Annotated in this window: 17 protein-coding genes; 10 read left to right on the forward strand and 7 right to left on the reverse strand. The window is 36.6% G+C overall.

Annotation, left to right across the window (positions count from 1 at the left end):
- Positions 1-3: 3 nt before the first annotated feature.
- Positions 4-2,193 (reverse strand): ATP-binding protein, encoded by a 2,190-nt coding sequence (locus SB679_RS12325; RefSeq protein ID WP_410702622.1) that lies wholly within the window; start codon positions 2,191-2,193, stop codon positions 4-6.
- A 381-nt stretch (positions 2,194-2,574) separates the two neighbouring features.
- Between SB679_RS12325 and SB679_RS12330 the strand changes: the two genes are divergently transcribed.
- From SB679_RS12330 to SB679_RS12355, 6 genes are read left to right on the forward strand one after another with little or no spacing between them, the layout of a single operon-like run.
- Positions 2,575-3,621 (forward strand): linear amide C-N hydrolase, encoded by a 1,047-nt coding sequence (locus SB679_RS12330; RefSeq protein WP_410702623.1) that lies wholly within the window; start codon positions 2,575-2,577, stop codon positions 3,619-3,621.
- A gap of 46 nt (positions 3,622-3,667) precedes the next feature.
- Positions 3,668-4,825 carry a porin gene (locus tag SB679_RS12335; RefSeq protein WP_410702625.1) on the forward strand — a complete coding sequence of 386 codons (1,158 nt, stop codon included), beginning with the start codon at positions 3,668-3,670 and terminating at the stop codon, positions 4,823-4,825.
- Positions 4,826-4,846: 21 nt separating this feature from the next.
- On the forward strand, positions 4,847-6,277 hold the full coding sequence (locus SB679_RS12340) for an anion permease (RefSeq protein WP_410702626.1): 1,431 nt from the start codon (positions 4,847-4,849) through the stop codon (positions 6,275-6,277).
- A gap of 19 nt (positions 6,278-6,296) precedes the next feature.
- Positions 6,297-6,953: a succinate dehydrogenase cytochrome b subunit gene (locus tag SB679_RS12345; protein WP_410702627.1), complete on the forward strand. Its 657-nt coding sequence runs from the start codon at positions 6,297-6,299 to the stop codon at positions 6,951-6,953.
- An 11-nt stretch (positions 6,954-6,964) separates the two neighbouring features.
- Positions 6,965-8,881, forward strand: coding sequence for a fumarate reductase/succinate dehydrogenase flavoprotein subunit (locus SB679_RS12350; protein ID WP_410702628.1), 1,917 nt, complete (start codon positions 6,965-6,967; stop codon positions 8,879-8,881).
- A gap of 12 nt (positions 8,882-8,893) precedes the next feature.
- Positions 8,894-9,643, forward strand: coding sequence for a succinate dehydrogenase/fumarate reductase iron-sulfur subunit (locus SB679_RS12355; RefSeq protein ID WP_410702629.1), 750 nt, complete (start codon positions 8,894-8,896; stop codon positions 9,641-9,643).
- Positions 9,644-9,685: 42 nt separating this feature from the next.
- Here SB679_RS12355 and SB679_RS12360 read toward each other — a convergent pair whose 3' ends face one another.
- On the reverse strand, positions 9,686-10,672 hold the full coding sequence (locus tag SB679_RS12360; RefSeq protein ID WP_410702630.1) for a hypothetical protein: 987 nt from the start codon (positions 10,670-10,672) through the stop codon (positions 9,686-9,688).
- A gap of 65 nt (positions 10,673-10,737) precedes the next feature.
- On the reverse strand, positions 10,738-11,751 hold the full coding sequence (locus SB679_RS12365) for a nucleoid-associated protein (protein WP_410702631.1): 1,014 nt from the start codon (positions 11,749-11,751) through the stop codon (positions 10,738-10,740).
- Positions 11,752-11,956: 205 nt separating this feature from the next.
- Here SB679_RS12365 and SB679_RS12370 point away from each other — a divergent pair, with 205 nt between their 5' ends.
- The 4 genes from SB679_RS12370 (at position 11,957) to SB679_RS12385 (ending at position 13,192) form a co-directional block, all read left to right on the forward strand.
- Positions 11,957-12,121, forward strand: coding sequence for a hypothetical protein (locus SB679_RS12370; RefSeq protein WP_165585167.1), 165 nt, complete (start codon positions 11,957-11,959; stop codon positions 12,119-12,121).
- 1 nt (position 12,122) lies between these two features.
- On the forward strand, positions 12,123-12,479 hold the full coding sequence (locus SB679_RS12375) for a hypothetical protein (protein WP_410702632.1): 357 nt from the start codon (positions 12,123-12,125) through the stop codon (positions 12,477-12,479).
- 133 nt (positions 12,480-12,612) lie between these two features.
- On the forward strand, positions 12,613-12,744 hold the full coding sequence (locus tag SB679_RS12380) for a hypothetical protein (protein ID WP_262483656.1): 132 nt from the start codon (positions 12,613-12,615) through the stop codon (positions 12,742-12,744).
- A gap of 49 nt (positions 12,745-12,793) precedes the next feature.
- Positions 12,794-13,192 (forward strand): hypothetical protein, encoded by a 399-nt coding sequence (locus SB679_RS12385; protein WP_410702633.1) that lies wholly within the window; start codon positions 12,794-12,796, stop codon positions 13,190-13,192.
- Between the two features lie 254 nt (positions 13,193-13,446).
- Here SB679_RS12385 and SB679_RS12390 read toward each other — a convergent pair whose 3' ends face one another.
- The 4 genes from SB679_RS12390 to SB679_RS12405 all read right to left on the reverse strand — a co-directional run bounded on the left by SB679_RS12390 (position 13,447) and on the right by SB679_RS12405 (position 16,446).
- On the reverse strand, positions 13,447-13,965 hold the full coding sequence (locus tag SB679_RS12390; RefSeq protein WP_410702634.1) for a thioredoxin family protein: 519 nt from the start codon (positions 13,963-13,965) through the stop codon (positions 13,447-13,449).
- A gap of 151 nt (positions 13,966-14,116) precedes the next feature.
- Entirely contained in the window at positions 14,117-15,226 is a 1,110-nt protein-coding gene (locus SB679_RS12395) for a heparan-alpha-glucosaminide N-acetyltransferase domain-containing protein (RefSeq protein ID WP_410702636.1), read from the reverse strand.
- 302 nt (positions 15,227-15,528) lie between these two features.
- Complete coding sequence (locus SB679_RS12400; RefSeq protein ID WP_410702638.1) at positions 15,529-15,909, reverse strand: hypothetical protein; 381 nt, start codon at positions 15,907-15,909, stop codon at positions 15,529-15,531.
- A 45-nt stretch (positions 15,910-15,954) separates the two neighbouring features.
- Positions 15,955-16,446: a hypothetical protein gene (locus SB679_RS12405; protein WP_410702639.1), complete on the reverse strand. Its 492-nt coding sequence runs from the start codon at positions 16,444-16,446 to the stop codon at positions 15,955-15,957.
- Positions 16,447-16,549: the final 103 nt, after the last annotated feature.

The following is a 16,549-nucleotide window of genomic DNA, read 5'->3' on the forward strand; positions in this document are numbered from 1 at the left end:
AATTTAAGGCTTTTTAAACGTTAAAATGAAAGAAGTACCATCTTTATTGCTTTCGTAGGCCACATTTCCACCGATTCTTTTCATAATACGATGAACAATAGACAGCCCTATTCCGTTTCCTTTAAATTTTTTCGCGTTATCCATTCTGTTGAAGATTTTAAACATTTTGTGTTTTTCCTCTTCTGGAATTCCGATTCCGTTATCTGAGATCCTGTAAATAATGGTTTCCCCATCTTCACTTCCTTCGATCTCTACCTTTGGCTGATCCTGATTGGAAGAATATTTTACAGCGTTATTAATGATATTTAAAAACACCTGATGAAGCATGGTTTTATCTGCAAGAACATCCGGGCATTCTTTAATAATGATTTCACTGTTCGGGCTTTCGAAAGTGATCTTAGCATTTTCCGAGATTTTTCTGATGGTATTTACGGTCTGTAAACTCTCAAGATCTATTTCGCTATGCTTCGCACGACTGAGCTGTAATACATCATGCATCATCTCCGCCATATTGTCGATCTCCTCAATAATCGAGTTTAATTTATTTTTATTCTTTTCTGTCTTTTCAAAATTAGAAAGAAGCATTTGGGCATTCAGTTTCATCACGGTAAGGGGGGTGCCCAAATCATGCGAGATCGTGTACGAGAAACTGTCGAGTTCCTCATTTACTTTTCTCAACTGGTTATTCAGCTCTTTGATGGCAGTATACTGCTTATGCGAAGTTTCTAAAATCACATCACGTATAGCCTGTACCGCACTGATATTTCTGGAATTCCATCTTTTTGAATTTCCTTTAATATTCTCCGTAAATACATGGAAAGATGTTCTTGGAGAAATAATCTGCTTTTCTTCGCCATTCTGTGAAAATACCCCTATTTTCTTCTCTGGATTTCCTGCCCAGTTGATATGTTCGTCAAATTCTTTACGGAACCAGATCAGCATTTCATTTTTGCTTCTTTCCACAAAATAGATCGCAATCCCGGCTGCTCTTTCATCCAATCCTAAAATATCGCCGAAATCTTTAAGAAAGCTTCGGCTGATATAGATATTATCTTGTGTATTTTCATGAGCCCAATCGACAATTTTTTCAATAACGGCCCGTTCAGGAACATTTCCTTCTGTTACGATATTATCTTCTGCGATAATAGCCAGTCCATCAGCTTCCGGCAGTCCTTTAATTTCGGATTTATTTCCAATGAGAGAATCGAATAAAGTACCGTGTTTTAAAAAGTCAGATTTCAGAGCTGCTGATTTTTCATTCAGCGCTATACGATAATTCAGTTCTTTTTTAGACTTAAAGGAAGAATAGGCATTGGCCGCCAATGCTGTAAAAATCCCTGCCTGTACACGATCTTCAAGATCGATGTGTTTAGGTTCAGAATTCTGGCAGGTAACAAGCCCCCAAAGATAATCGTCAATAATAATAGAAACACTGAAACTGGAAGATGCCCCAGAATTTTTGATGTATTGCCCATGGATAGGAGACATTCCTCTTGATGCCGTAAAGCTGAGATCAATATTACCACTTGTCTTGCTGATAAGAGCAACATTCTCAGCATATACATTACTGAAAATTCTTTTTCTCTTTTTTAAATAAAGTTCCCTTGCCTGTCTTGGAATATCAGATTCCGGGTAGTGAAGCCCTAGAAAGCTTTCCATCGCATTATTGCTCTTTTCAGCAATTACTTTTCCAGAACCGTCCATCATAAACTTATATACCATCATCCGGTCGTAATTCACGATTTTTGAAAGGGTGCTCAGGAGCTGTTCCCAGATTTCCTGTGCATCATCAATGATATAGAAATTGTCATATTTATTGGAAATGCGCTTATTGGGATTTTCCAATACGGCTTCAAACTCTAAAAAAATATGATTATTACTTCTGAAAATAGAAAAATGATATTCTTTTTCGCCGATGAATATTTTATCAAAATGAGTTTCATTTTCTCTTTTTGTAAACTGATCCAGGGAGGCAAAAATATCGGCTTCTATGATACTGGGAAAAATTTCAGGAAAGTCAGTAATCTTCTTATCGAAAAGCTGTCTGGTGTTCTCGATAGAAAATATATCCTTGATATTTTCACTAAAAAAGGTAATGGAGTTAGAGACTGCGTCAATGCCAATCAGATATCCAAAACTTTGTATATATCCAGGGATATGTATTGGCTCCTCATGGCACTCTACAAAATTCATATATTTCTTTAAACTATCAAATATAACGATTTTTTTAAAGATATAGTACTTTGTGGTACCGAAGAGTTAAGGCTATATAATACTATATGCCTTGCATTGCTTATAGCTAACTATTCAAATATCAAGCCAAAACAAACTTCATTTTTCAATATTTTACCGCTATTTCTATTTTGAATATAATGAAAATTTTTCAATATTTCAAGCGTAAATCTGCAACACTGATACTTAACATAAATTTCACATTAATGTTTAAAATAATTATGTTAATTAAACAAAATTTATTAAATTTATATCACCAAATAATGAATTCAATTCGTAATCGTTGAATTTCTTGCCGAAATTTCAATATAAGTTCTACGTCAGTTCAAAAAATATAATACTATGAAAAAGTTCCCTTTACTATTACTATCATTTGTCCTTTCCATAGGAATTTGGAGCGAATATGAAGCCTGTACAAGGCTCGTTTATAAAGGTCCGGACAAAACCGTACTCACAGCCCGATCTATGGATTGGAAAGATGAAATTCCAGCTAATCTCTGGGTTTTTCCGAGAGGGATTCAACATACTGGAGAAGTGGGACCGCTGTCATTACAATGGACCTCCAAATATGGCAGTATCATCAGTACTTCATGGGATATTGCTACAGCCGACGGAATGAATGAAAACGGCCTTGTGGCCAATCTTTTATGGCTGGGTGAATCCAAATATCCTGAATTTAATCCTAAAGGGAATAAAAAGGGACTTGCCATTTCCTTATGGGCACAATATTTCCTTGATAATTTCGGAACGGTAAAAGAAGCCGTTGATTATTTGAAAAACGATCCATTCGTTATTGTCAGTGATTATATTCCGGGAACTGAAAAATTTGCTACCGTGCATCTTTCACTTTCCGACGCAACAGGCGATAATGCTGTTTTTGAATACATTGACGGAAAGCTGGTGATTCACCACGATCCTTCTTATACCGTAATGACGAATTCTCCCGTTTTCGACCAACAGCTTGCTTTAAATGCTTATTGGCAGGGAATTCCGGGAAATATTATGCTTCCAGGAACCAATCGTGCAGCAGATCGTTTTGTAAGAGCTTCTTATTATATCAATGCCATTCCGCAGACCAGTGATACGCGTACAGCTGTTGCCAGCGTATTCAGCGTGATCAGAAATTGTTCTGTTCCTTATGGTATTTCTTCAGAAACAGAGCCTAATATTTCCTCTACGAGATGGCGTTCTGTTTCAGATCAGAAAAATCTGGTCTATTATTTTGAAACCGTATTTACCCCTAATACATTTTGGATAAACCTTAAAGATTTTGATTTAAGCCCTAAAGCAAAAGTAATGAAACTGGATCTCAGTAATTACCAAACCTACAGCGGGAAAGCCAATACTAATTTTAAAGAATCCAAACCTTTCAAATTCTTAGGAATATAAGTAAGGTTAGCATCCATCGATATATTTATCATTAAATACCAATTTTATGACCTTTTTTTCAACAAAAAAGAGTAGTCTGTTCTTTTGTCTTATGCTCTTTTGCGCATCAGCAACCGCACAGATTCCAGACTCTGCTCAAACTAAACCGGAGGAAGATAACGTGAAATATCCTCAGCTTCAGATCAAAGGTCTTTTTCAGGCCCGGTATCTGGTAGGTATGTCTAAGGATGTGGATGTTAACGGACTTCATCATTCCGACGGATCAGGCACAAGCAATAATTTCATGCTCAAATACATGCGTGTTCAGGTTCGTGCACAGATCAGCAAACGTACGGAAGTGGTAGCATTGGCTAATTTTGCTGATTTTAAAAATGATCCTAAAAGCAGAGTCCTTGAAAATGCTTACCTGAAATATACTTTTAATCCTAAACTAGCCTTTACTGTAGGACAGTTCAGACCGTGGTTTGGTATTGAAGAAACCTACCCTATCGACATCATCAAGTCCCTGGATTGGTCCAACCAATATACTGAATTCGGAAAACTGGGCTGGACAAGTTTCCAGATCGGTCTTTCAGCTACGGGGCAGCTCCAATTAGGTCAGATCCCTTTTCAATATGCCCTATCCGTCGTTAATGGAAATGGGAAAAACCAGGTGAATGACAATGATAACGGAAAACAGTATTCTACCCGAATGGTTTTTGGACTGAATAAAAAATATGCACTGAATTTAGGGTTTAATGGAGGTATCGGTGAAGTTTTTAGCAAAAAAATATACGCCGTAGGTGTTGACCTCAGCTCGCTGGTTAATTTTGATCCTAAATGGAGCCTCGATATGCAGTTGGAAGCCAAGCAGGCAACCAATCATCCACTCTATTTTGCTGTAACCCCGGAATTAAGGCCTCAAAATCCGGACGAATATCTGATCCGAGGGGTTTATTTCCTTCCGAATCTGAGGTATGAAGTGAATCATAAAAACCTCAGCGCTTTTGAATTGTCATGCCGCTATGAATACATTGATACTAATTTCAGAATCAATTCAAATCCAAGACAAACCGTTACACCGATGGTAGGGTTAGAGTTTTTGAAAAATTATGGTGCGAGAATACAACTCGGAATGCAATTCGACCGCTACAAATACCAGATTGACAATACTTCACAATACAACAACAATCTATTTATCGTTCAGGTACAGAGTAGATTTTAACCGCTTAATACATTGATTATCATGAAAGAAATTAATCTTAAAAATATAGCGATAACGTTTGCCGTTGCGCTTATTATATGGTTTATCCCTGTACCCGAAGGGGTTTCCCCGGATGCATGGCATCTGTTTGCTATTTTCGCCGCTACTATTTTAGGAATTATCCTTAAAGCAGCTCCTATGGGAACTATGTGTATGATGGCCATCGGGTTTACAGCACTTACCCAGGTTGCGGCTCCCGGTGATGCCGGAAAATCAATTACAAAGGCTCTTTCAGGCTTTGGAGATAAAGTAATCTGGCTGATCGGGATTTCCTTTTTCATTGCCAGAGGCTTCATTAAAACAGGACTGGGAAACCGGATTGCCTTTTTATTCATCAGAATTTTTGGTAAAAGTTCTCTTGGATTGGCCTATGGATTAGGACTTGCTGACGTTTGTCTGGCTCCTGCTATTCCAAGTAATACGGCAAGAGGCGGAGGGATTATCTATCCGATTATGAAATCCATGGCAATCAGCTTCGATTCTGTTCCGGAAAAACCTGAAACCCACAGAAAATTAGGCTCATTTTTAACGCTGAACAGTTATTATATGAATCTGATTTCATCTTCCATGTTTTTAACAGGTACGGCAAGTAATCCGATGTGTCAAAAATTTGCGGCCAATTTAGGAATCAATATTACGTGGATGTCCTGGGCTGCTGCCGGTTTTGTACCGGGTCTGGTAGCTTTCTTTGTTGTTCCTTTGGTATTGTATAAATTATATCCGCCTGAATTGAAAAAAACAGGTGATGCACCAAGAATGGCTGCTGAAAAACTGAAAGAAATGGGCCCTATCTCTAAAAATGAATGGCTGATGTTACTAGCCTTCTTTATTTTACTGGGACTTTGGATTTTTGGCGGAGCTCTTTCTATTGATGCTACCACTACTGCTTTTATAGGACTGACTTTATTATTACTAACTTCGGTACTGACCTGGGAAGATGTAAAAGCTGAAAAGGGCGCCTGGGATACGATTGTATGGTTCGCCGTACTGGTCATGATGGCAAGTACCCTTAATGAACTTGGATTTATTGGCTGGTTCAGTGATTTAATTAAAGCTAAAATCGGAGGATTAAGCTGGCAGGTTGCTTTTCCGGTTATTATTCTGGTATATTTTTTCAGTCATTACATTTTTGCCAGCGCCACCGCCCATGTAGCAGCAATGTATGCTGCGCTGTTAGGAGTAGGTGTTTCTTTAGGAATTCCACCTATGTTGTTAGCAATGATGTTGGGTTTCTTAGGATCAATTTATGGGGTACTTACTCATTATGGGCACGGTCCGGCTCCGGTATTCTACGGAAGCGGTTATGTTGAACTGAAAGCATGGTGGCTTCGCGGACTGGAAATAGGAATTGTCCTTCTGATTATCTATATGGGTGTCGGTGGACTTTGGATGAAAATTTTAGGATATTATTAATTTATATATATAAAAAAATATGCTGTCTACCTTATCAAGGAAAATGCTGATGTGCCTTACAGGACTTTTTCTGGGCTTCTTCCTGTTGATTCATTTCTTGGGAAACCTTCAGATTTTTTTACCCCAGGAGCAGGCTCACCTGCAGTTTAATGCCTATTCGCATTTTTTATCCGGAAATATTGTGATCAAAATAGTTTCATACGTACTGTATGCAAGCATTCTTCTTCATGCATTGGATGGATTCGTGATTACCTTACACAATAAAAAAACGGGCGGAAGCTACCGCAAAGACCAACGGGGAAGAGCCAGCAAATGGGCTTCCAGGAATATGGGGATTTTAGGAACGTTGATTTTGATCTTTTTAGTGATTCACTTTCAGAATTTCTGGTATATCTATAAGTTCGGAAACCCGCCATTGGATGAAAATGGGAATAAAGATCTTTATATCCTGGTAGTCACTGTTTTCAAAGAATGGTGGTATGTCATTATTTATGTACTGTCTATGGTCGCCCTGTGTTATCATCTTATCCATGGTATACACAGTTCTGTCAGAACGCTGGGACTTTATCATCCGAAGTTTGTACGATGGTTTAAAACGATTGGAATTGCCTACTCAGTGATCATCAGTATCGGTTTTGCACTGATGCCTATTTATGTATACTTCACTGCTCATTAAACAGAAAAGTTATGATTTTAGATTCAAAAATACCACAAGGCCCGTTGGAACAGAAATGGGACAACTATAAAAAGAAAGCCAAGCTCGTTAATCCTGCCAACCGCAAAAAATTAGATGTTATTGTGGTAGGAACAGGTTTAGCAGGAAGTTCAATTGCGGCTTCTTTAGGAGAAATGGGATATAATGTTAAATCATTCTGTTTTCAGGACAGTCCGAGAAGAGCGCATTCCGTAGCGGCACAGGGAGGCGTAAATGCAGCCAAAAATTATAAAAATGACGGTGACAGCGTCTACCGAATGTTTCTAGATACTTTAAAAGGCGGTGATTTCAGAGCAAGGGAAGCCAATGTTTACCGGATGGCAGAATGTTCTTTAAACCTCATCGATCAGGCCGTAGCACAAGGTGTTCCGTTTGGAAGAGAATATGGCGGCTACCTCAACAACCGCTCTTTTGGAGGTGTACAGGTAAGCAGAACTTTTTATGCCAGAGGACAAACCGGCCAACAACTGCTGTTGGGAGCCTATCAGGCTTTGATGCGGCAAGTCGGAAAAGGCAGTGTACAGCTATATTCAAGACATGAAATGCTGGATCTCGTTGTTATTGACGGAAAGTCCAGAGGAATTATTGTAAGAAATCTGGATACCGGCGAAATCGAAAGACATGCTGCCCATGCCGTAGTGCTTGCAAGCGGAGGATATGGTAAAATCTATTATTTATCAACCCTGGCGATGGGCTGTAATGGTTCTGCGATCTGGAGAGCTCATAAAAAAGGAGCATTAATGGCTTCTCCAAGCTGGATTCAAGTGCACCCTACTTCACTTCCTCAGTCCGGAGATTATCAGTCAAAACTGACCTTAATGTCAGAATCACTGCGTAACGACGGAAGAATCTGGGTTCCTTTACAAAAAGAGGAAACCAGACTTCCCAATGATATTCCTGAAAACGAAAGAGATTATTATCTGGAACGGAGATATCCTGCCTTTGGAAATCTGGCACCGAGAGATATTTCTTCCCGTGCTGCTAAAGAACGCATCGATGCAGGATTTGGAATCGGACCCTTGAAAAATGCTGTTTATCTTGATTTTTCGAAAGCTATACTTGAACAAGGAAAAGATAAAATTCAGGAGAAATATGGAAACCTGTTTGATATGTATCTTAAAATAACAGGATACAACGCTTATGAGGAGCCTATGATGATCTCCCCCTCTGCTCACTTTTCCATGGGTGGTCTGTGGGTAGATTATGAACTGATGACAACTATACCAGGATTATTTGCATTGGGAGAAGCGAATTTTGCAGATCACGGAGCCAATAGATTAGGAGCCAATTCTCTATTACAGGCTTCTGTGGACGGTTATTTTATCGCCCCTTATACGATTGCCAATTATCTTTCCAATGAAATCCACACCGGGAAAATTTCAATTGACGACCCCGCATTTGATCAGGCAGAAAATGGGGTAAAAAAACAGATAGAACAGTTTATCGGAATCAACGGAACCAAGACGGTAGATTATTATCACAAAACCTTAGGAAAACTCTTATACGATTATTGCGGATTGGCAAGAAATGAAGAAGGCCTGAAATATGCCATTGAAGAAATTAAAAAGCTAAAGCAGGAGTTTTATCAAAATGTAAAAGTTTCCGGAAAAGGAGATTCTATGAACTCCGAACTTGAAAAAGCAGGCCGTGTGGCAGATTATTTTGAAATTGGAGAACTGATGTGCTACGACGCTCTTACCCGAAACGAATCCTGTGGTGCCCATTTTCGCGAAGAATATCAGACACCGGATGGAGAGGCATTAAGAAATGATGCCGAATTTCAATTTATTTCCGCCTGGGCATGGAATGGTGAAAACAAAGAGCCCGAACTGATTAAAGAACCCCTGGTATTCGAAGAAATACAACCTACGGTAAGAAGCTACAAATAAAAAACAGAAATTATGGATTTACATCTTAAAATATGGAGACAGAAAGACAACCAGTCTGAAGGAAAACTGGTAGATTATGAATTGAAAGAACTGAATTCCCATATGTCTTTTTTAGAAATGCTGGATACCCTGAATGAAAAACTCATTACGGAAGGAGATGAACCTGTAGAATTTGATCACGACTGCCGGGAAGGCATCTGTGGACAATGCGGCATGATGATCAACGGATTAGCGCATGGTCCGTTAAAAAATACAACGACCTGCCAGCTTCACCTGCGATCATTTAAAAACGGAGAAACCATAGTCATAGAACCTTTCCGGGCACAAGCCTTTCCGGTAAAAAAAGACTTAAAAGTCGACCGTTCTTCTTTTGACAGAATTATTTCTTCAGGTGGTTTTGTATCAGTCAATACAGGTCAGGCACCCGATGCCACCGCTATTGCTGTCACTCATCAGCTGGCTGAAGAAGCCTTTGACGCAGCTGCCTGTATCGGTTGTGGTGCATGTGTAGCAACCTGCAAAAATGGAAGTGCCGCTCTTTTCACTTCAGCCAAAATTTCTCATATGGCTTTACTTCCGCAGGGAAAAGAAGAAAGGAGTACAAGAGTTCTTAGCATGGTAAAGCAGATGGACAATGAATTATTCGGGCACTGTTCTAATACGGAAGCCTGCGAGGTGGAATGTCCGCAAGGAATCTCTGTGCTGAATATTGCCAGAATGAATTACGAGTACAGCAGAGCGTTGTTCTTTGGAAAAAAATAAAGAAAAGGGCGAAAAGATAAACATATCTTTTCGCCCTTATTTCTAAGTCATTATGGTGCCGCTTTCTGCAGACACTTTTGGAATAATAATTTTCCCCGGATTATTTTCGTCATACATCACTTCAATCTTTCCGTGCTTCGGTACTGAAGCAATATCCAGAAGATAAATTACTTTTCTGTAGGTCGCAATATGCGCTTTCCCTTTAAAATCTTTAAAACTGACCTGGAATAAGACCTGAGGCTGCCCATTAATAATCAATCCTGTCTGGCTTACACTGATAATATCCGCCTCGGCATTTCTTCCGGCGAAAAGAATACGTTCGTTTTTATTTTTAAAGAAGACGCTTTTAATAATCAGCTGATACACCAGAATAATGGCTAAAAACATAATCCCGCTAAAGATAATAGGATGCATAAACGTTAAAAACCGCCATCCGAAATTAAAAGATTCTGTAGTATAAAAATAATAATAGAGTGCCGGAATATACGTGAGCAGGAAAAGCATAAAAATCACCCGTAAGGCCATTCCTATCTTATTATATTTTGTTTTCTGTACCTTTAAAATAAAATACGGTTCCTGTAATGGATTGGGATTGAGCAGCACTTTAACGGTTTTTCCTGCTTCAAACCTCTTTTCTTCAGGTTTGATGTCATTAAAAAACATCACATGTTCTATCTGCACATTTCTGAGGTTGGCAAAAGCTAATACAATCTGTATGAAATTGGTATTTGACTTCGCGCTGTATTTCATCAGTTTATAATCAATCACTTTTGCATCTCTGGGAATCCCACGCTCCATAATTGTGTTAATTCTGTTTTTAGATTTTATCGTCTCTATAAAAATACTGTAGATAAAAAATCCTACAACATATAACCAGATGACCAAAGAAATCCCCAGGTAGATATGGCTCGTCTCCAATGAACTTTTAGGTTCTAAAGGATTCTCAATGCTGGTCGTATAAATGAAAATCGGAAATGGGATGCAGAAAAAAAGCGTATAGAGCATCCAGAAAATGATCATAAACTTCATAACGAATATTTTTGTGATTCGTTATAAAGTTATAATTTTATTCATTAACTGGGCGATTTTATAGTTTAAACTTCTTTATCGAAATACAACATATAGTATTTCCCTTTTTCATCTTCTCCCGTAGCCAATTTCTGACGGTCACCGTGGATGTAGATGTGGAAATTTTTATCTAATTTGATGATGCTTTTGAAATGTCTCTGCGTCTTCTTAACAGCTGCTTCACTGATCGGAAATTCTTCCGCAATATTGATCTGCATATCCTGTTCGTAATCTGTTTTAAAATTATTAAAACTCTCAATTACATGCTCATCTATCAAGACTTCACTTGCAAATTCATCTAATTTAAATTCCTCTTTTTCTTTGAAGAAATTAATTGATTTATTTAAGAAATCTGCCTGATCTGCTTTTGAAACTTCAAATTCCTGAGGCAGCTGCTTGGTGATATAATCTTTGTACACCATCAATGCTTCCTGCGTGTGAAAATATTCATCGTCACGCTGTTTTACCTTTAAGAAATCCTCGAACCAGTAATATAGATCTCCGTTTTTGTTGTTATCAACTACAGAAAGTACATATCCGGTTTCTTTATGATTATTGTAGATCAAAGCTGCTTTATCAATTTTTGACAGACCAATTCCCAGGTCTTTTTCAATTTCAAAACTTTCGCCCTGAGGAGCTATTTTTAAGAATGGTTCTCTTTTTTCAGTTTTAAAAATCCCGATCTTATCTATTTTTTCATCACCTTCTCTATCGTCTTCAAAATAAACGATAAATAACTCTCCGCCCATAACTCTTGGGTTTTCAGCAACTTCAAAAAGATGTTTGGCAATATTTTCAGCTTCCCAGAGAAACTTGGCTTTATCATCAAAAATTTCAGATACAGAACTGAAAACAGGATTATTCACCAAATAAGTATCACTGTAAAAATTGAACGTTTCCTCAGATTTGAAAGAACCTAAAAAATAATCTTCAAGCGATTCTGCCATTCCTTCTTCCAACTGCAATTCTTCCTGAGAAAGTATTAAAGACTCACCGTTGATTTTATTTCCTACTCTGTGTACTACTATTTTTGAAAACATTTTTGATTTTTATGGACTGCAAAGATATTAATTATCTTAGATAATAAACAGCTTTCGTTTTGATAAAAATGTTCTCATTTTGATAGGTTTTTATGAGATCCCCAATTACCACAAAACCAAATAAATAATTGACTTACAGTACATTAAATAAAATAATCATTCAAAGGAACGCAATTGGTACCTCTCTATTCAAAACAGAGAAAAAATGGACTTAAAAACTTTAAACAGAATCGACACCTTAAGGAGATTAAAAAGCAAAGGGCCTGAAAAACCCAAGTGGCTGAAACCTTATCATCTACTGTTCATCGCATTTTTGGTCATCTTTATTTTTGGTGGATGTATAAAACTTTTAGAACAAAACCCTACTTAATATGAACTATTTACAAGCCGTTCAGGAAATTACAGAAGTAATTCCCGACATACAGAATGAATTAAACAAAAATACAGTACAAAATTCTTACAGTACTATCAGAATTTTTACCGATCAGATCAAAAAGATGATTCAGGACAATAACAGGAGCCTGTTATTTAAAAGTTTACAAAAGATGGATACTATCTATAAAAATGGTGATCTTATGCTGAGAAACGCTGTAGAAAGTACATTCATCTATTCACTGGATAGCTGCACCGCTTTCTGCAATGAGGAATACCGGAAAACAATATTCAATCATATCTCTCTGGATCTCCAGAAAATTTATTCAAAACAAATTTACAATCATGGGATATAATGTCCACTATTTAAGAAATAGCTTATAAATTGTCATACAAGGATTGTTTTTTAAAGAAATTAATTCCGATTTCCTGACACCCTATTTTTTTTATTACATATTTCAATGATTTCATTACACAATTAACCACATTATGAAAACAAAAATCAGAAAAGAATTCGATTGGAAAAGTTGGAAAACATCGAATTCCAGACATAATACAGAGATATTGGCAACTCACATTGCCGTGATTATCGGAGTATTTATTTTTGCAGCCTGTTTATAAGTTTGGTACAGTTTTCGCGGCTATAAAAACTGTCTGAAAAATATTAATTATGACGAACGTACCAATGCAAACTATTAATCAAAAAATAGCAGTAGAGTATTTAAAATTTTTCTATCCGCCGATCCGAAAGGAGATCTCCCAATTATCTGTGCAAAATAACTTTGCAGGGATCATGCAGGCAACGATCAACTATTTGAAAACCCTGTTGACCGAATCGAAGATCAACATTATCGGCCACCACATCAAACTGATGGAAGGAATTTACAGCAATGCAGATTCTTATGTAAAGGATATGATCGAAAACCTTTTTGTACGGTCTTTTGGAAGCTTTAAGAAGCACACCAAGATCCAGCACTGGAACCTTATTTTCCAGTATATGCCTGTACAGTTTCAGGAAATTTATCTGAATCAGGAAAAGCAGGATCAACTGTTCTTTGGTAAAAAATAACTTTTAAAAATAGAACTCCCCGAAACTAAAATTTCGGGGAGTTTTTTTATCTCTATCTGATGTATGGAACAACTATATTAATTCCATAAAATTCTTACCATAATACTACGCAATCACATACACCTGAAATTTTGCACGAAAATATAAAAAAACTCCCAAACATAAGTTTGAGAGTTTATTATCTTATTTTTATATTCCTGATAAGAAGTCTGTAAACGTACAAATTCTTTAGGGACTTCTTTTGCCGTGTTATCTTACTGAGCTTTTTTCACAAATACTTTCTGGATGGTCTGAAGCTCTTCTTTATTAAGCTTGGAAGATTTTTCCAGTTTGGCTAAAAAAGAATCAACTTCTTCCGGTGTTGCCGGTGACCCCAAATTATCACCTTTGGCATCAAATGAATCTACCAGTACCTCTCCTTTAGGATTTAATACCAGCCAAAAAGGAAGTCCTGCATTCTGGCCTTTATATTTGTTCATCATGTCCTGTCCGCCGGGATTTTCAAGGCTTTTCTTCTCTCCTCTTTCCTGAACATCAAGATAGGTGGTGACAAAATTTTTCTCAAATAAAGGTTTTGTTTCCGGAAGGTTCATGTTCTTTTCCATCATCTTACACCATCCGCACCAGGAAGCATGGAATATTAAAAGTACATTCTTCTTTTTCGCTTTAGCTTCTGTAAGCGCTTTATTAAGGGCTACATCGGCTTTTTCCTGGGCAAAATTTAACTGAAACACCAATAGGGAGACAATTAAAATAAGTTTTGAATATTTCATTGGATTTTTTTTAATGATAACCATACGAATGTAGGTATTTTCCCTGAATTTCGGATACAAAAAATCCCAGGATTTCATTCCGGGATTTTCTCTTTTCAGTCGTATTTAGTGAATAATATGTCTTAAAATTAAAGTGATCAAAGTGTAACGATTATTTTAGAACCGTCTCATCAGCTGAGACTCGCTGACGGAAAAATAAAGGTTTTTTCTTCATTAGGATATCCAGCGAAAACTGAACTAAAAAGGTTAAAATCATGTAGAACACGATAAGCAGTAATACGAATCCTATTCCGTGCTGTCTATATCCAAAAATACCTTTACCCCAGGAAATTAATATCCATTGTATCATATACATTGATGTCAGATTTCTACTGCAATATTTTAAAAGTCTGATAAAAGTATTTTCCTGAATGTTTGCGGTTATTCTAAAAATAGCCCACAGAAAAATTAATGTCCATCCTGCAAAATAAATAACTCCACCCGGCCCCATATGGTAGAAACGATTGTAATGGTAATCACCATATATAAAAACCAAAGGTGCACCAAGAGCTACAAATAAAAGTCCGACATACAGCATATTCTTGAATAATTGTTTGCTGTTATAATTCAGCTCCAGATACCATTTCCCAAAAAACATCCCAATGATAATGAAAGACATCCATGGAAAAACAGGAAAATAGATGAAGGCAGGAAAATCATTGCTAAACAGCAAATCTAAGACATAATTAATTACAGGATAATCAATAGTAATTCCACTCACTTCTCTGGATACTAAAGCGATCAGCAAGCCTATAGCCAGAATACCATATTTATTTTTTACATATTTTCTTATGAAACCTACAAATAGTAAGGACATTCCTGCCAATTGTAAAATATCTCCCAGCAGCACCAGATATACATATTGCTGTTCTATCGGCGCATGCCATCCATATTTCTGAATAAAATTATCCGGGGCAAAACCAAAAATTACAGGAATCATAAACTTCATGAAATTCATGAAAAGAGCAGCCAGCAGAAGTAAACCGCCTCTTTTTATTGAGCTTGCAAGACTCTGATGACTGGAAGTCATAAACGTCACACCCATGCAGATTAGAAAGATAGAAGTCCCTCTGCCCAAAAAGACAATAAAACTTCCAATAGCAGTTTCCGACTGAGACTTCACATTGGCATAAATAAGTAAGGTATGTATGATTACCATCCCTATAACACTCATTCCTTTTATTAAATCCAGTGCTGCAATTCTTTTACTTTGTTGTTCCATAATTAGTTGTTAGTTTTTAATATGATGCTATAAGTATTTTCATTTTTTATAATATTATTTTTATTAATTCTAAATAAAAACAAATACACATATTAAAAGCAAACTAAATTATTTCCTTTAAAAATTTTTATAAATATCTATTCACAAGCTACTTGCATCAATTTATGTAAGTGCAATCCTATGTTATGATGTTATCACAAGTCCATATTGAAATAAAAAACCGCCATAAAACAATGTTTTACGGCGGTTGTATCTCAAATATTTACCTGGTCTTGATATAAAAATGGCCGTTGCTGGCATACTTACATTTCACCTGTTTTATTTTCTCTGTTTCTGTAAACTAGAACTACAATAATAAAGTTCAGGATTAATAAAGGTGCAAAGTATTTAACTCCCATCAGAAAACCATCATAAGAATGAATAATAAACCCAGTCAGCCAAATCATAAGTGAAATAATGCTCGTTATTTTTGCTATTTTCACCTTAGATTTAGAACCAATTCTTGCTATTGATAATACATTTAAAACACCGCATATCGTTAAAAAGAATCTTATGAACATTGCCGTAATTCCCTGGTAACACGACCCTCCTTCAATTTCAAATTTGTCTGGAATACATAAATAAGAATAAGCCAGGATCATAATTAGCGTTATTGAAAGAAAAAATACAATTCTTTTACTCATATTAATACTTCATGAGGTTATTTTGCAAACTCCCGCTAGCCATACTTATTCTATTCTTTGTAATAATCTGTAATAAATTACATTTCCGTTTCCATCATCCAATGTCATGATTAAATTTCCTTTTTTAAAAAAATCATTGATGTCAACCGCAAATAGATTTACTCCCCAAAGTTCTTGGTAGTCCTTAATATCTTTATTATCAATAGTCAAAAATTGTCCATCTAATTTATAGTTTGGTGTTTTGTCAGTTGGCAAGGTGGCAAATATTTCCTTCAAGTCTTTTGCCGAATAATCAGAATCTTGATCAGACATCATTGAATATACTTTACCATTTTCGTAGAATGCAAACCACTGAAATTTTTGAGGCCAAGGATTAGATTTATTTAGTTTATCTTCATTCGGAAGTTCAACCTTTTTCCAAAAACCTAACAATTCAGAGAGTTTTGGTGGTCCGCCTGCCTCTGATCCTTTTTCTTGTCCAAAAACAGAAAAAGAAAGGAATGCAAATAGAATTATAATTGTATTTTTTACTGTCATATCTAAAAGCTTGTTTTATACTTATCCGAACATATCACATCAGGGGGTTCTTCTAAAAATTTAATTTTTTGCAATATCGAATTTTTGCAATTTTACATTTGAT

This window comes from Chryseobacterium sp. SIMBA_029, from assembly GCF_046535275.1.
Lineage (GTDB): Bacteria > Bacteroidota > Bacteroidia > Flavobacteriales > Weeksellaceae > Chryseobacterium.

What these genes read in the sequence shown, in the direction of transcription:
- SB679_RS12370 (WP_165585167.1), top strand. Translation starts at nt 11,957, where the DNA reads ATGGACTTAAAAACTTTAAACAGAATCGACACCTTAAGGAGATTAAAA.
- SB679_RS12325 (WP_410702622.1), bottom strand. Translation starts at nt 2,193, where the DNA reads ATGAATTTTGTAGAGTGCCATGAGGAGCCAATACATATCCCTGGATAT.
- SB679_RS12350 (WP_410702628.1), top strand. Translation starts at nt 6,965, where the DNA reads ATGATTTTAGATTCAAAAATACCACAAGGCCCGTTGGAACAGAAATGG.
- SB679_RS12395 (WP_410702636.1), bottom strand. Translation starts at nt 15,226, where the DNA reads ATGGAACAACAAAGTAAAAGAATTGCAGCACTGGATTTAATAAAAGGA.
- SB679_RS12385 (WP_410702633.1), top strand. Translation starts at nt 12,794, where the DNA reads ATGACGAACGTACCAATGCAAACTATTAATCAAAAAATAGCAGTAGAG.
- SB679_RS12355 (WP_410702629.1), top strand. Translation starts at nt 8,894, where the DNA reads ATGGATTTACATCTTAAAATATGGAGACAGAAAGACAACCAGTCTGAA.
- SB679_RS12405 (WP_410702639.1), bottom strand. Translation starts at nt 16,446, where the DNA reads ATGACAGTAAAAAATACAATTATAATTCTATTTGCATTCCTTTCTTTT.
- SB679_RS12390 (WP_410702634.1), bottom strand. Translation starts at nt 13,965, where the DNA reads ATGAAATATTCAAAACTTATTTTAATTGTCTCCCTATTGGTGTTTCAG.
- SB679_RS12380 (WP_262483656.1), top strand. Translation starts at nt 12,613, where the DNA reads ATGAAAACAAAAATCAGAAAAGAATTCGATTGGAAAAGTTGGAAAACA.
- SB679_RS12365 (WP_410702631.1), bottom strand. Translation starts at nt 11,751, where the DNA reads ATGTTTTCAAAAATAGTAGTACACAGAGTAGGAAATAAAATCAACGGT.
- SB679_RS12335 (WP_410702625.1), top strand. Translation starts at nt 3,668, where the DNA reads ATGACCTTTTTTTCAACAAAAAAGAGTAGTCTGTTCTTTTGTCTTATG.
- SB679_RS12400 (WP_410702638.1), bottom strand. Translation starts at nt 15,909, where the DNA reads ATGAGTAAAAGAATTGTATTTTTTCTTTCAATAACGCTAATTATGATC.
- SB679_RS12345 (WP_410702627.1), top strand. Translation starts at nt 6,297, where the DNA reads ATGCTGTCTACCTTATCAAGGAAAATGCTGATGTGCCTTACAGGACTT.
- SB679_RS12340 (WP_410702626.1), top strand. Translation starts at nt 4,847, where the DNA reads ATGAAAGAAATTAATCTTAAAAATATAGCGATAACGTTTGCCGTTGCG.
- SB679_RS12375 (WP_410702632.1), top strand. Translation starts at nt 12,123, where the DNA reads ATGAACTATTTACAAGCCGTTCAGGAAATTACAGAAGTAATTCCCGAC.
- SB679_RS12360 (WP_410702630.1), bottom strand. Translation starts at nt 10,672, where the DNA reads ATGAAGTTTATGATCATTTTCTGGATGCTCTATACGCTTTTTTTCTGC.
- SB679_RS12330 (WP_410702623.1), top strand. Translation starts at nt 2,575, where the DNA reads ATGAAAAAGTTCCCTTTACTATTACTATCATTTGTCCTTTCCATAGGA.